The sequence below is a fragment of the Sporosarcina sp. FSL W7-1349 genome, from assembly GCF_038003045.1.
In the GTDB taxonomy this organism is placed as follows: domain Bacteria; phylum Bacillota; class Bacilli; order Bacillales_A; family Planococcaceae; genus Sporosarcina.
This window is the reverse complement of record NZ_JBBOOK010000001.1, coordinates 168953-183596: the sequence shown is the minus strand read 5'-3', so window position 1 is coordinate 183596 and position 14644 is coordinate 168953. Positions and strand designations below refer to the sequence as shown.

At 47.7% G+C, this 14644-nt stretch carries 11 protein-coding genes; 6 read left to right on the top strand and 5 right to left on the bottom strand.

Annotated features, from left to right (window positions below):
- Positions 1–35 precede the first annotated feature (35 nt).
- Entirely contained in the window at positions 36–2990 is a 2955-nt protein-coding gene (locus tag MKY41_RS00930) for a transglycosylase domain-containing protein (protein WP_340743267.1), read from the top strand.
- Positions 2991–3257: 267 nt separating this feature from the next.
- Positions 3258–3734, top strand: coding sequence for a hypothetical protein (locus MKY41_RS00925; protein WP_340743266.1), 477 nt, complete (start codon positions 3258–3260; stop codon positions 3732–3734).
- Positions 3735–3860: 126 nt separating this feature from the next.
- On the opposite strand, the gene acsA is transcribed toward MKY41_RS00925, so the two are convergent.
- Positions 3861–5579 (bottom strand): acetate--CoA ligase, encoded by a 1719-nt coding sequence (gene acsA / locus MKY41_RS00920; protein WP_340743265.1) that lies wholly within the window; start codon positions 5577–5579, stop codon positions 3861–3863.
- Positions 5580–5763: 184 nt separating this feature from the next.
- Here acsA and MKY41_RS00915 point away from each other — a divergent pair, with 184 nt between their 5' ends.
- Genes MKY41_RS00915 through MKY41_RS00905 form a run of 3 tightly spaced genes read left to right on the top strand, consistent with a single transcriptional unit; the run spans position 5764 to position 8221 of the window.
- Positions 5764–6396, top strand: a complete 633-nt coding sequence (locus MKY41_RS00915; RefSeq protein WP_340743264.1) for a GNAT family N-acetyltransferase — start codon at positions 5764–5766, stop codon at positions 6394–6396.
- A 17-nt stretch (positions 6397–6413) separates the two neighbouring features.
- Positions 6414–7058 carry an acetoin utilization AcuB family protein gene (locus MKY41_RS00910; RefSeq protein ID WP_340743263.1) on the top strand — a complete coding sequence of 215 codons (645 nt, stop codon included), beginning with the start codon at positions 6414–6416 and terminating at the stop codon, positions 7056–7058.
- Positions 7055–8221, top strand: a complete 1167-nt coding sequence (locus tag MKY41_RS00905; RefSeq protein WP_340743262.1) for an acetoin utilization protein AcuC — start codon at positions 7055–7057, stop codon at positions 8219–8221. The genes MKY41_RS00910 and MKY41_RS00905 overlap by 4 nt, the downstream gene beginning before the upstream one ends.
- A gap of 176 nt (positions 8222–8397) precedes the next feature.
- On the opposite strand, the gene ccpA is transcribed toward MKY41_RS00905, so the two are convergent.
- Both ccpA and MKY41_RS00895 read right to left on the bottom strand, forming a co-directional pair.
- The gene (gene ccpA, locus MKY41_RS00900) at positions 8398–9393 is read right to left on the bottom strand and encodes a catabolite control protein A (protein WP_340743261.1); all 996 of its coding nucleotides are present in this window, start codon (positions 9391–9393) and stop codon (positions 8398–8400) included.
- A 378-nt stretch (positions 9394–9771) separates the two neighbouring features.
- Positions 9772–10854 (bottom strand): bifunctional 3-deoxy-7-phosphoheptulonate synthase/chorismate mutase, encoded by a 1083-nt coding sequence (locus MKY41_RS00895; protein WP_340743260.1) that lies wholly within the window; start codon positions 10852–10854, stop codon positions 9772–9774.
- A gap of 173 nt (positions 10855–11027) precedes the next feature.
- Between MKY41_RS00895 and pilM the strand changes: the two genes are divergently transcribed.
- On the top strand, positions 11028–13187 hold the full coding sequence (gene pilM / locus MKY41_RS00890) for a pilus assembly protein PilM (protein WP_340743259.1): 2160 nt from the start codon (positions 11028–11030) through the stop codon (positions 13185–13187).
- A 45-nt stretch (positions 13188–13232) separates the two neighbouring features.
- On the opposite strand, the gene MKY41_RS00885 is transcribed toward pilM, so the two are convergent.
- The gene (locus MKY41_RS00885; protein ID WP_340743258.1) at positions 13233–13922 is read right to left on the bottom strand and encodes a YtxH domain-containing protein; all 690 of its coding nucleotides are present in this window, start codon (positions 13920–13922) and stop codon (positions 13233–13235) included.
- Between the two features lie 32 nt (positions 13923–13954).
- Positions 13955–14446 (bottom strand): DUF948 domain-containing protein, encoded by a 492-nt coding sequence (locus MKY41_RS00880; RefSeq protein WP_340743257.1) that lies wholly within the window; start codon positions 14444–14446, stop codon positions 13955–13957.
- Between the last annotated feature and the right edge of the window lie 198 nt (positions 14447–14644).

The following is a 14644-nucleotide window of genomic DNA, read 5'->3' as shown; positions in this document are numbered from 1 at the left end:
GTATAATTAGTGCAGATTTCAGGGGGTAGATTTATTTGAGTGAACATAAAAAAAATCGGCTTGATCTCATAGAAGAAAAATTGGGGGAGCTGAACCAGACCAGTTGGGCCCGGCGGTTGCGCATCACATCAGGAGTGCTTTGGAATCTCTTGATCGTTTTCCTCATCTTCGGTTTGACATTCACCGTTTTCGCCGCTTCGGTCGGCGCCGGCTATTTTGCTTCTCTTGTGTCAAAAGAGCCGTTGCGCCCGAAGGAAGAGATGCGGCAAGCGATTTTTAATTACGAAGAGACGTCGGAAATTTACACGAACGGCCAGTATCTTCGAAAGGTTAGCGCCGACATCGAGCGGAAAGAGACCCGTCTTGAGGACGTTTCCCAATATGTTATCGATGCCGTCATGGCGACGGAGGACGAGTATTTCAACCAGCATAAGGGCATCGTGCCGAAAGCGGTGTTCCGGGGCTTGTTCCAGGACGTGACAAACTCCGATAGCCAAACAGGCGGTTCCACGCTGACCCAGCAGCTTATTAAAAACCAGATCCTGACCAACGAAGTATCCTATGAGCGGAAAGCGAAAGAACTTCTCCTCGCGATGCGGCTCGAGCACTTCATGGAGAAAGATGAGATCCTGGAAGCCTATTTGAATATCATTCCATATGGGAGAAACGCAAATGGGACTAATATTGCGGGAATCGAAGCTGCAGCAGAGGGAATTTTCGATAAAAGTGCGAAAGACCTCACATTGCCACAGGCAGCTTATATCGCAGGGATTCCACAAGCCCCTTTCGCCTATACACCGTTCTACAATCGGAATAGAGGTTTGAAGGAACCGGAGTATTTACAGCCGGGCATCAATCGGATGAAAACCGTCCTCTTCCGGATGAAGGAGACGGGCTATATCACCGATGCGCAATATGAGGAAGCGGTCGCTTATGACATTACGAAAGATTTCAAGGAACCAAGCATCCCATCCAGCGAACATTATCCGTATTTGACGGAAGAGATCCAGAGACGAACCGTCCAGATCCTTTCGAAAATGATTGCTGAAGAAGATGGGGTTGATCCAGATCGACTGGAAAATGAAAAGAAGCTGAACGAAAAGTATACAATCATGGCTGAGCGCTCGATGAGAAACGATGGCTTCCGCATCTACGCCACAGTAGATCTCGAGTTATATGACGCCTTGAACGAAGTAGCACAAAACTACGATCGATATGGCTATACGTATACGGATGAAAAGAAGAATAGCGAAACGGGCGAAGTGGAAATCGTCAAGTACCCCGTCCAGGTCGGAGCTATGATGATCGAAAACAATACGGGACGGATTCTGGCATTCGTCGGAGGTCGGGATCATAACGAAGAGGAAGTTAACCACGCCACCCAAAGTTTCCGACAGAACGGTTCAACGATGAAACCATTAGCCGTCTTTGCTCCAGCGATTGAATACGGCGTGATCGGTGCCGGCAGCCCGGTCGTGGACGTCAAATTCAATTGGAGCGGTTGGAAGCCGGTCAACTTCCTAGCCAATCAAGAACTCGGAATCATTCCGGCGAGACAGGCGTTGGCTTCTTCCCAAAACTTGGCCACCGCACGATTATATCGCCAGATTCTGGACCGCCGCCCAGCGGAATTTCTGGAGAAAATGGGCTTTTCCAAACTCCAGGAGGACGATTATGAAAATGCCTCCTTCTCTCTTGGTGCGATGGGGATCGGTGCCTCTGTCGAGGAGAACACGAACGCTTTTGCCACTTTCGCAAATGGCGGGAAATTTGTAGATTCCTACTTGATTGAAAAGATTGAAGACCGGGAAGGAAACATTATTTTCGAACATAAATCCGAAGCGGTCGATGTATTCAGCCCGCAAACGGCCTATATCATTACCGATATGCTCCGCGACGTGCCGAAATACGGAACTGCGACAAATATGAGAAATCATCTGAATTTCAATATTGATATGGCGGCAAAAACGGGGACGACGGACTCCTATAGTGACTCATGGCTCGTCGGCTATAACCCGAATATTTCCCTCGGCGTATGGATGGGTTATAAATACCAGACACTTTCCCTCCAAGGGCCGGGAAATCGAAGTTACGGGACGTCCAATATCCGGACAACCACCCTATTCGCCCAGTTGATGAACGCGGCTAACAAGGTCAAACCGGATGTGATCGGCGCCGGGGCCCGGTTCCAGCAACCGGAAGGAGTCGTCAGCAGATCATTCTGCGGCATTTCGGGTCTCGCCCCATCTGCGGCTTGTTCTTCAGCAGGTCTGGTGAGGAGCGACCTGTTCAATGCGAGAGTCATGTTGCCGAACAAGGCGGATGACAGCATCATCTCCTCATCCTCCGTGCTGATCAACGGCAAACGGTACCAGGCACTCCCATCCACTCCAAGAGAGTTCATCACTGCAGGAGGGGTTGGCGTAAACAGTGAGTTTATCGAGAGAATGCTGGGCCCGCTTAAAGGTGATGCGTCCAAACTGTTCCCTGCCAATTCGGGATTCGCTTCACAGGTCGTCAGCGGAGCCGTTTTCCATGCGGACGATGTTCCGCCTGCACCAGTCAGTGTGTCGAACAACGGTGGAACGCTGCAATGGAGTAATTCACCATCGAATGATGTGGTCGGTTATTATATTTACCGGGACGGCAAGAGAGTCGGAGCCATTTCCAGTGCCTCCCGTTCTTATCCGATCGGCGGCGGTTCTTACTACGTTGTGGCCGTTGATATTACAGGCAAGCAATCCGGACCTTCCAATGTCGTGTCAGCCGAGGGCGGAGAAACGGATGAAACCGAAACGCCTGAACCGACAGACGGCGATCAATCGAATGGAGCGAATCCTGATGCCCCTCCGAGTGACCAAGGCAATGAATCGAACAACGGGAACGGAAATTCAGAAGGAAACGGTAATAACGGCAGTAATGGAAACAACAGCAACGCAAACGGCAATAACTCGGGGAACGGAAACGGAACTCCCCCGGTATCAAATTAGATGAATGAAAGGCATTCCTGCAGTTTAGTACTTGCAGGAATGCCTTTTTAAGCTTCTTTTTGAGATTGAGGAATTGTGCAGTCGTGTTATGATCGCTGTTAAAATAACTTGAGCGGATAAGATATCAAAGCCTATTTCCCTTCTCGGATAACGAGTTCAGTGATGAGGAGAAAACATTGAATAACAACTTACGATTTGGGAGGCCTTTAAAAGGTTTTTCAGCTTTAACATCGAAGGTAGAATACTATAAATAAAAGGAGAGAACCTATGACATTATATTCTGTACTTGTAGCAAATCAATCTTTGCCAACAATTGATTGTACTGGAATCACTGAAATCACGGTAAAGGAACTTAAAAAATTATATCCGATTACAGAAAATACACCCGCACAACCTTGGCATTCCTTGGATGACGATGCGCAAATTTTACATGCACCGGATGAAGCGGCTTTTGGTCAGTTGAGTATATTCAGATGGCATAATCCACCGTATGATTTAGAGGATTATAGTGACAAGACCTATGTATACGGTATCGAAGGCAATTGGGGACCACAGTTTCTAGATGACTTATTGCATTATTTAAAGCAATCCCTAAATCAAGAGCAATACGCTGAATTAATTCGTTTTTGGGCAGGAGAATACAATCAAAAACTAATTAAACAACGTATTACCGTTGAAGAGGTCGAATTACATCACCTGGAAAGTATAAAGAATGAACAATTCATACGTATCATCTTTGAATAGAAACTATCATGATCTCCCGCTCCCCACCTCTTGACCCAAATCAATATTTGTGAACACGCCAAAAAGCCACGAACGTTGTCAAATCAACGTTTCGTGGCTTCTTATTACGCTGGCGGGTACACCGAGTCAATCTTCCATTGTGGAAAGATCGCCTGTCGGCAAGTTCAATTCCCAGGCCTTCAACACACGGCGCATGATTTTACCGCTGCGTGTTTTCGGCAATTTATCCTTGAACTCAATTTCCCGTGGAGCGGCATGAGCGGCCAACCCTTTCTTCACGAATTGCTTGATATCCTCTTCCAGCTCTTCGGAAGGCTCGTACCCTTCCTGGAGAGCAACGAAAGCTTTGATGATTTCTCCTCGGACCGGATCCGGTTTGCCAATAACGCCAGCCTCGACAATTGCCGGGTGTTCCAGCAGTTTGCTCTCCACTTCAAATGGGCCAACCCGCTCCCCGCTTGTCATGATGACGTCATCCACGCGTCCTTGGAAGAAGAAATAGCCATCTTCATCCATATAGGCCGAGTCACCGGAAACATACCATTCCCCGTTCAGGAAGTAGGATTCATATTTCTCCGGGTTGTTCCAGATTTGACGCATCATGGCCGGCCATCCTTTTTTGATGGCCAGATTCCCCATCCGATTTGGAGGCAATAAGTTCCCTTGGTTGTCCACGATAGCCGCTTCGATGCCCGGCACCGGTTTTCCCATCGATCCGGGTTTAATCGGCAAGCATCCGAAGTTACAAATCGTTTGTGCCCCTGTTTCGGTCATCCACCACGTATCATGGATTCGTTTATTGAACACTTCCATCCCCCAACGGATTACTTCCGGATTCAACGGTTCACCGACCGATAGAATATGGCGGAGAGAAGACAAGTCATATTTGCTCAACGGGCCTTCCCCTGCCCCCATGAGCATGCGGAACGCAGTTGGCGCACTATACCATACGGTCACACCATATTCCTCGATCGCTTCGTACCAGCTATCGGTTGAAAAGCGGCCGCCCTGCACCAAAATGGTGGCCCCGACGAGCATCGGTCCGAATATGCCGTATGCAGTCCCTGTCACCCAGCCTGGATCAGCCGTACACCAAAAGATATCCTCGTCTTTCAGATCGAGCACCCAGCGAGTCGTCTGCAATTGCTGCACCATCGCTTCCTGGACATGCAGGACGCCTTTCGGAGCGCCGGTAGAGCCCGATGTATAATGGAGCAATGTCGGATCTTCCCTCATCATCCATTCCACTTGGAAATCGGTCGATGCCTCTTTCATTCTTTTATTGAAATCAATAAACGGGCCTTCCTCTTCAACCCCCTCCCCTACGAGAAAAACGGATTGCAAATGTGGCAATTTATCAAGAGGTACACGACTTAGCAATTCGGGTGTCGTCACAATCGCTTTCGCTTCACTGTCCGCCAGCCGATCGTAAACCGCCCCTTCCATGAATGCTTCGAAAAGCGGGCCGACGATTGCACCGATTTTCAAAGCGCCGATCAATGAAAAGTAAAGTTCAGGAGAGCGCGGCATGAAGATGAAAACCCGATCCCCTTTTTCCAACGACGAGAAGTTGCGAAGAACATTCGCAGCTTTGTTCGTCATTCGCTTCATCTGATCATACGTATAGGCTTCTTTCCGATTCTCGTCTTTATAATAGAGTGCAACCTTGTTTTTTCGATAAGAATCCGCATGACGATCGACAGCTTCATGAGCGATGTTCACGAGTCCCGTATTATACCAGCTGAACTCTTTTTCTACATCGGACCATTTGAAATTCTTCACTGTCTGATCATAATCTGCTAGTTGGTAATCTCCTTCAACTCTTGGGAGCGCTTTCAACACCATTTAAACCATCCTTTCTACCTTTCAGTCTTACATATTTCACATTGTACACTAATTTACTATGTTTTGGCTAATAAATGTTTTTACTTTTCCAATTGTTTTTACATTGTCGATTTCCACCGCTATTTTCATTGGCTTTTGTTGTATACTGGAATTATGTGCAAATCAAAGCAAGGTGGTGAATATGTTGGAGCACATAAAAACATATAATGCGATGGAAGTGAAACACAAAAACGGCAACCTTCTCATAGAAGGTCCCATCTCTCCTGAAGAGCTGGCAAGTTTGGACTTTCATGAAGACTTGGTCGCTTTCAGACCGCCCGCCCAGCAACATAAAGCGATAGTCGAAATCGCAGGTTTGCCGGAAGGACGTATCATCATTGCACGGGAAGGCAATCAGATTGTCGGTTATGTCACCTATCTCTATCCTGATCCGCTGGAGAGATGGTCCCAGGGAAATATGGAAAACCTGATTGAACTGGGAGCTATCGAAGTGATTCCGAAATATCGGAGCGGCGGCATCGGGAAAGCGATGTTGCAAGTGTCGATGATGGATGATGCGATGGAAGATTATATCATCCTCACAACAGAATATTATTGGCATTGGGATCTGAAAGGGACAAAGCTGAATGTATGGGAATATCGGAAAGTCATGGAGAAAATGATGAAAGCAGGGGGAATGGAATATTACGCGACGGATGATCCTGAAATCAGCTCCCACCCCGCCAATTGCCTGATGGCCCGAATGGGGAAACGAGTGGACCAGGAATCCATCCAACAGTTCGACAGCTTGCGTTTCATTAATCGATTCATGTATTGAAATAGGGGGAATTTTGAATGCTGATCGAGGAAATCATGAAAACGGATCTCATCACGCTTGGACCGGATGACACTGTCAAAGATGCCCTTCAAATCATGCGCGATGAACGGATCCGCCATATTCCGATCGTTTCGACAGACGGGACCGTGGTCGGAATTATATCGGATCGAGATTTGAAAACCAATACGCCGACATTGGTGAACGAACAAGACAAACGGCATTACGATCTGCCTTTGAGTCAAATCATGACAAAGAATCCGATCATCGGCCATCCGATGGATTTTGTCGAAGAGGTGGCGGTGCTCTTCTATGAAAATCAGATCGGTTCATTGCCGATTGTGTCGAATAACCAGCTAGTCGGCATCATCACGGAAACAGACCTATTATATAAATATATCGAATTGACTGGAGCCCACCAGCCGGGTTCCCAAATCGAAATCCGGGTTCCGAACGTACCAGGCAACCTGTATGAAGTGTCCAAAGTATTCCATGAACTCAAGACGAATGTCCTCAGTGTACTTGTCTATCCTGATAAAGAAATTGAGACGAATAAGATCCTCGTTGTCCGGATCAAAACGATGAATCCTCTTCCCATCATTGAAGGCTTGAATAAAAGCGGCTTTGAAGTGCTTTGGCCCAACGTCCCGGGAATTGACATATGAGAAAAGATGCGGTTTTCATTTTTTCGGAAGATCAACTGGGATACTCATTTTCAGATACACATCCATTTAACCAAAAGCGGATTGTCATGACGCTCGATTTATTGAAAAAAGTGGATGCAATTCAGGATAGCGATATTATAAAGCCCCGTATGGCATCGGATGAAGAACTGCTCCTCGTCCATGACGAGAAATTCATCAACGTCGTAAAAAAGGCTGGGAAAGGCGAATTGCAGGAGGACGTCGCAAGCATTTATGGAATCGGGACGGAGGACACCCCGATTTTTCCGAATATGCACGAAGCGAGCGCCATGCTGGTAGGCGGCACATTGTCTGCGGTGGAGCAAGTGATGGAAGGACATTCGAGATACGCGGTGAACTTGGGCGGCGGCCTGCACCACGGGTTCCAAGGCCGGGCTTCCGGTTTCTGCGTCTATAATGACAGTTCCGTTGCCATTAAATACATGCAGGAGAAATATGGGGCCCGTGTGCTTTATGTAGATACGGACGCGCATCATGGAGATGGCGTGCAATGGACCTTTTATGATGATCCGACTGTTTGCACATTATCGATCCATGAAACAGGGCGGTATTTATTCCCAGGGACGGGCAATATTACGGAACGGGGAAATGGCGCCGGATACGGGACATCCTTTAATTTCCCGATCGATGCCTTTACAGAGGATGAATCCTTCCTCGACATCTATAGGACGGCGATGGAGGAAGTGCTCGACTTTTTCAAACCGGATGTCATTTTGACTCAAAATGGTGCGGATGCCCATTACTTCGATCCACTCACCCATTTGTACGGAACGATGGAAATCTACAAAGAGATTCCAAGAATCGCCCGTGAAATGGCCGAAACGTATTGCAATGGCCGATGGATCGCGGTCGGAGGCGGCGGATACGATATCTATCGAGTTGTTCCGCGAGCATGGTCCCATATCTGGTTGGCGATGAAACAGCTTCCTGCTCCAACCGGACCGCTTCCGGAAGAATGGCTATCCGCATGGCAAAGCCATTCCCCGGTTCCGCTCATCCCGACATGGGAAGACCCCGATCCACTTTATGAGCCAATTCCGCGGAAGGATGAAATCACTGAAAAAAATGGGCAAATGTTAGATCGAGCCCTACATATCATTCGGAATGAAAAACAGAAAAGATGAAAATTTCCCCAATAGAGATTTTCACATTCACAATGTTCAGAGAATGAAACCTATTGTGAGTAATGGGTAATTACCTCGGTTCCGTAAAAACCAAGGTAATTGCCCTTTTTTGCTTTGTATCAAAGGTAAGTAAGAATAAGAACTAAAACCGATAGCATACAACGGGACAGCAAATCTTACAGAGTGCCCCGTTCCTCGAGCCGGTAAGGCAAGATGACTTGCTGCTCCTCCACTTCTTCCCCGTTCATCAGTTTCGTCAGCAAGCGCATGGAAACTGCTCCGAGATCATATAGCGGAACTGCGATACTCGGCAATTGCGGACGCACAATCCGAGATAACAAGGAATGTTCAAAGCAGATCATCTCATAGTCATCCGGAACAGATAATCCGGCATCCCGGATTCCGTTGAAAATTCCTACGGCGATGACATCATTACTTGCAAAAATGGCAGTCGGTTTGCCCGGCAGGTCGCCGAGCTCGCTCCACATCTCATACACATGGTCGTACATGCCGTCCGTTTCAATGATCAGCGAGTCGTCCACTGTCAAGCCGGCATCCTGTAGTGCGCGCGTATAGCCCGATTTTTTACAGATGGAGTTGATGTCCCTTGTAAATGGACCTGAGACGAATAAAATCTGTTTATGACCATGCTCGATCAGCTTGGATACCGCTTCATAGGCCGCCTCTTCAAAATCGATATTGACGGTCGGCAATTGATTTTCAAAGTCCAAGGAACCTGCCAACACAATCGGTACGTTGGCCGTCGCTATTTCAGCCCGCACTTCATCCGAAATGGAATCACTCATGAAAATCAGGCCATCCACCTGCTTGCCGAGATGGTCCTCCAACAGTTCGATTTCCCTCGTAGTACTTTCATCAGAATTCGAGAGAAGAATATTGTAATCATACATCGTCGCGATATCTGCGATGCCGCGCAACAGTTCCGCATAATAACTTTTAGCGATATCCGGAACGATGACACCGACTGTCGTTGTTTTTTTACTGGCAAGTCCTCTTGCCACGGCGTTCGGGCGGTACCCGAGCCGCTCGATGACCTCTAGCACTTTTTTTCGTGTTGCGGGTTTGACGTTTTGATTGCCATTCACAACACGGGATACGGTAGCCATTGAAACATTCGCTTCCCTGGCAACATCGTAAATCGTTACAGCCATTTTTCCACTGTCCTTTCCTATAGCTGTCTCTATTTTCCCCTAGCTGTCTCTATTATCTTTATTCAGCCGAAAGCTCCACTTTTCTTTAGGTTGCGTGATGAATGCAGTTTTATTCCCGTTCAGCGGGTGTTTATACGCTCACTGAATAAAGATAAAGCCTCCGGCGGATGTCACAGATTTTGAAGGGAGTTAGAGGCAGTCTAAGGGCACGTCTAATGCCTTAATTTCTGCAAAGAACGCAGAAATTAAGGCAAATCGAACCCTTCGCTGTTCGATTCGCAATTCAAAATCTGGACACAATTACGCCAAGGCGTAATTGATCCCCCAATTCCATTGTAAACAAAAAGCCGGAACCATGAAAGTCCCGGCTTCGCATCATTAAACAGTTTGATACGATTTCATGAATTGCAGGATGGAATCGTAAAACTCGTCGAATTGCGCGATATCCATTTGTTGAGCCGAATCGGACAACGCAACAGCCGGATCTGGATGCACCTCTGCCATCACTCCGTCTGCGCCTACTGCGATAGCAGCCTTTGCCGTTGGAAGCAGGAGATCTTTTCTGCCTGTTGAGTGTGTCACGTCAACGAATACCGGTAGATGCGTTTCTTGTTTCAAGATCGGAACAGCCGAGATATCCAATGTGTTCCGCGTAGCCCGTTCGTATGTCCGGATTCCACGCTCACATAGCATGATTTCACTATTCCCTTTGGAAATAATATATTCTGCGGCATTGATGAATTCATCAATCGTTGCTGCAAGACCGCGTTTCAGAAGGACCGGTTTATTCACCATACCCGCTTCCTTCAACAATTCAAAGTTCTGCATATTCCGCGCACCGATTTGGATGACATCGATATAATCAAGTGCCTCTTCCAAGTGAGTCGGTGTGATGATTTCCGTGACGACGGATAGACCTGTTTCATCCGCCACACGTTTTAAAATCTTAAGGCCTTCCAGACCAAGTCCTTGGAAATCATATGGAGACGTACGCGGCTTGTATGCGCCACCTCTGATCATCGTCAATCCTTTTGCCTTAATGGATTGAGCAACCGCCAATACTTGCTCGTACGACTCAACAGCACATGGCCCGAAAATGAAGGATGGCTTGCCGTCCCCGATTTGGTGGCCGTTGATATTCACAATGGTATCTTCCGGTTTTCTTTTTCGGGAGACTAGCAGCGCTTTCCGTTGCTCGTCTTCCTGTATTTCAAGGGCCGACATGAAGATCCCTTTGAAAATTTGTTCCAATACGCCGTTCGGCAGTGGACCATTATTGTAGGCTTTAAGGAAGTTCAGCATTTCTCTCTCACGGATCGGATCATATCTGTTAACACCTTGCTTTTCTTTCACTTTCCCGATTTCCTGAACAACAGCAGTCCGTTCATTGATCAAGTCCAAAATCTTGATGTTCAAGTCATTTACGCTATCGCGCAATTGATCTAGCTCATTCTGTCTCATCAGACATTCTCCTCCCCGTACCATATCATCCCTTTTCGAATAAGGGTTTCTATGTTACATTTTTAGATAATAGACCTAGTATAATGAATGTTGATTGAAAAGTCACGTATTTTTCTAATAAATTCGGAAACATGACTTAATTTTAATCAATTTAAGGTCCAAATTCCTGCAAAATGAAGGAAAGGGAGTGGAAAGTCCTGACGAACACATTATTCGCCCTCGATATCGGAACCCGTTCCGTCGTCGGCATCATCTTGAAGGAAAACGGCGGCCAGTTCCATGTAGCCGACCTTGTCACAATCGAACATAAGGAACGGTCGATGATCGATGGACAAATACATAATATATTAAGTGTGGCCGATGTCATCATGGACATCAAAAAGATCCTTGTGGAACGTCACGGACCTTTGAAACGGGTCAGTGTCGCAGCAGCCGGCAGAGCTTTGAAGACTGCTGAGGGCTCCATGGCCATCGATATTTCAGGGAGAAGCCTCATCTCCACCGAGGATGTGAACCGCCTGGAATTGGCAGCTGTCCAAAATGCCCAGCAGAAACTGCTTTCCTCCGATGCAGTCCGGCAAGAGGATGATTACTATTATTGTGTAGGCTATTCGGTTCTTCATTACAAATTGGAAGGAGAGGAGATCGGCAGCCTGATCGATCAGGCGGGGCGTTCAGCATCCGTTGACGTCATCGCCACCTTCCTGCCCCGCGTCGTCGTGGAATCCTTGCTGGCTGCCTTGAATCGAGCCGATTTGGAAATGGAGGCATTGACATTGGAACCGATTGCAGCGATCAATGTTCTGATCCCCCCTTCCATGAGGCGCTTAAATGTCGCCTTAGTGGATATCGGGGCGGGTACATCGGATATCGCCATTACAGATGATAATACGGTCATCGCCTATGGGATGGTGCCGCTTGCGGGTGATGAAATAACCGAGGAGTTGAGCAGCCATTATTTGCTGGATTTTCCGGTTGCGGAGAATATAAAAAGACAAATTTCAAATTCGGATGAAGTGACTATCACGGATATATTAGGGTTCGAACAGCAGATTCCTTCGACCGAAGTGGCGGAAGTGATCGGACCAGCCGTCAGCCGGCTTGCACAAGCGATTGCCGGCGAGATGATCCGCCTCAACAACGGCGAGTCGCCAAAAGCGGTAATGGTCGTTGGCGGAGGGAGTTTGACACCCGGCCTAACAGAACAGCTAAGCTCCGCATTGGATCTTCCCTTGAACCGGGTCGCCATACGCGGTTCGGACGCGCTGTCGGGCGTGACAATGGAAGCGGACCTTGCTCCGTCTCCGGAACTCGTCACTCCGATCGGCATTGCGATTGCAGCCAAGCGGGCACCGATCCATTACATGTCGATCACAGTGAACGGAAAAGCGATTCGCCTGTTCGAATTAAAAGAGATGACAGTCGCCGATGCACTCTTGGCGGCCAATATAAAAGCAAGTCAATTATACGGAATGCCCGGACTTGGCATGTCCATCTCGGTCAACGGGAAAAGCATCTTGCTTCCCGGAGAGCATGGCCGGCCTTCCACCATTTTAGTAAATGGGAAGGAGGCGGATACGAAAGATTTGATTTCCAACGGGGATACGATTGAAATCACATTAGGGCAAAATGGAAAAGATGCGTATGCGACTGTCCGGGATTTGCTGGATGATATGGTATCGATCCACGCCAAAATTGATGGCGAGCCCGTCACGCTGGCGCCGAAAGTGTCTTTGAATGGGGCCAGTGTTAGTTTGGACACGGCCGTTCAGGACCGGGATGAAATAATTATTTTCTATCCGAAAACCGTGGCAGACGCTCTCGCTACATTGGAAAAGAAGGATTTGATTCAACCGGTTTTCACCTTGCAGGTCGATGGCAAGACAGTGACACTCAAAGGTCAGGTGACTGAATACTACCTAGGGGCAGTTCCCATCTCCCTATCTCATATCATCCGGGATGGCGATGAGATTACAATCCGCTCGGCCGCTTCCCCGACTGTAGAAAACATTGCGGCTGAACTCGGTAAGAAGTTGGAGGAAACGGCAACGGTCACATTCAACGGCGCCGCTCTCGATTTGAAGAAACCGCTTCATGCGGTCATTTTGAATGGACAACCCGCAGACGGCAAAGCGGCAGTGAAGCCCGGCGATCGGCTGGAAATGAACCCGCTCGGACAAAGCGGATTCACATTCAGTGATATTTTCGCCTTTACGGACTATACGCTTCCGGAAAGTTCGGCCAGCCAGTATAAACTGTTGCGGAATGGTGCCCCGATTGGTTTCCACGATCCTATTTTCGGCGGCGATTCATTGGAAATCGTTCTCTATTGAAATGGAAAAACCCGCAGACCGGTAATGGTTTGCGGGTTTTCCAACTTATTTCGGCTCTTCCACGGAGATGTGGTTTTGGTTCGTGATCTTTTCTTCACCGATGTTTTCGCTATTGTCATAAGCGACGTCACTGTTTCCGGTAGATTGTTGATCGGTCTCCTCATTTTTCTTCGTGACGGCATCCTTTAATGCTTCACCTGTTGCAGTCAATGTATCTTTTCCTTTTTCAATCGTCGCTTGGACATATTCGATCGCTTCCTCCCCTTCGGAGGACACTGTTCCATCATCCATCGGAGCAGCCGTTTTGGAAGCCATCGTTTTCACTTTGTCAACCAATTGGCCGGATTGCTCCTGGATTGTTTTCGTCAATCCACCTGTCTTCTCTTTTGCTGCCGATGTCAATTCGGTCGCTTTTTGTTTCGCTACGGAACTCAATTCGATGCTTTTATCTTTCAATTGCCCAGCCTGTGTCGAGAAATCTTCGCGCATTTCACTGCCCGTCTTCGGCGCTAAGAACAACGCAGCGGCCGCTCCGATTACACCGCCGACTAAAGCGCCGAACAGGAAGCTTCCTGCGCCGGAACCATCATTTTGATCGTAGAACGAGTCGGTACGGCTGCGATCATATTGATAATTGGTCGGTAAATAGGATGGTGCATCACCAAAAGTGTTTTTATACTGTCCCGGATTGTACTGTGAGTCATTGTAGTTCGGTTTTGTCGTTTGTTCAGACATTTTCAATTCCTCCTATTTCGTATGACGATTTTTTATTGAAAGCGGTCTGCCGGACTGGGAAGCCGTTTCTGCCCCGCTACGGGCTTATAGACAGTCCAGCCATCAGATGTTTCTTCTCTCCGCTCCTTCACTTTATCAAGAATCCCGAGAACGACGTTACTCCATTGGACCACTTGGGCGATCTTATCGCTATTCCGTTCGGCTTCGGTCGTGATCGAGTCGCTGACGCGCATGATGGATGAATTGAATCCACTTACGGACTCGCCTACGCCTTTCACCGCATCGACGACCGAATTCAGCTTTTCTGATTTCTCCTGGATGTCTTCAGCCAGTTTGTTCGTCTTGTTCAGCAGTTCTGTCGTTTCCGAGGTGATTCCTTCAAGTTGGGTCGTTAGCCCATCCATCGTTTCCGAAACGGATTGCAATGTCCTTTTCAATGAAACTAGGGTGATGGCAAGGCTCACACACAAAATAAGAAATGCAAGGGCAGCGACGATGGCCGCTATGTACAATAAGTTCTCCAATGGCTTTACCCTCCTAAACAACTTTCCATAGCTTATAATTACCCTTATTATAGATAATATAAACATGAAGCACTAACTAACCTCTTCGACACGACTCCCCCGAATCCTTCATAAAACGGGAATTGTTTTGGTAAATTTTATTTTAGAAAAAAATGATGAAAAACGGATATCGAGATGGCCGTTTCTCAAGGTTGCGGA

What these genes read in the sequence shown, in the direction of transcription:
- MKY41_RS00925 (WP_340743266.1), top strand. Translation starts at nt 3,258, where the DNA reads ATGACATTATATTCTGTACTTGTAGCAAATCAATCTTTGCCAACAATT.
- acsA (WP_340743265.1), bottom strand. Translation starts at nt 5,579, where the DNA reads ATGGTGTTGAAAGCGCTCCCAAGAGTTGAAGGAGATTACCAACTAGCA.
- MKY41_RS00910 (WP_340743263.1), top strand. Translation starts at nt 6,414, where the DNA reads ATGCTGATCGAGGAAATCATGAAAACGGATCTCATCACGCTTGGACCG.
- MKY41_RS00905 (WP_340743262.1), top strand. Translation starts at nt 7,055, where the DNA reads ATGAGAAAAGATGCGGTTTTCATTTTTTCGGAAGATCAACTGGGATAC.
- ccpA (WP_340743261.1), bottom strand. Translation starts at nt 9,393, where the DNA reads ATGGCTGTAACGATTTACGATGTTGCCAGGGAAGCGAATGTTTCAATG.
- MKY41_RS00895 (WP_340743260.1), bottom strand. Translation starts at nt 10,854, where the DNA reads ATGAGACAGAATGAGCTAGATCAATTGCGCGATAGCGTAAATGACTTG.
- pilM (WP_340743259.1), top strand. Translation starts at nt 11,028, where the DNA reads ATGAAGGAAAGGGAGTGGAAAGTCCTGACGAACACATTATTCGCCCTC.
- MKY41_RS00885 (WP_340743258.1), bottom strand. Translation starts at nt 13,922, where the DNA reads ATGTCTGAACAAACGACAAAACCGAACTACAATGACTCACAGTACAAT.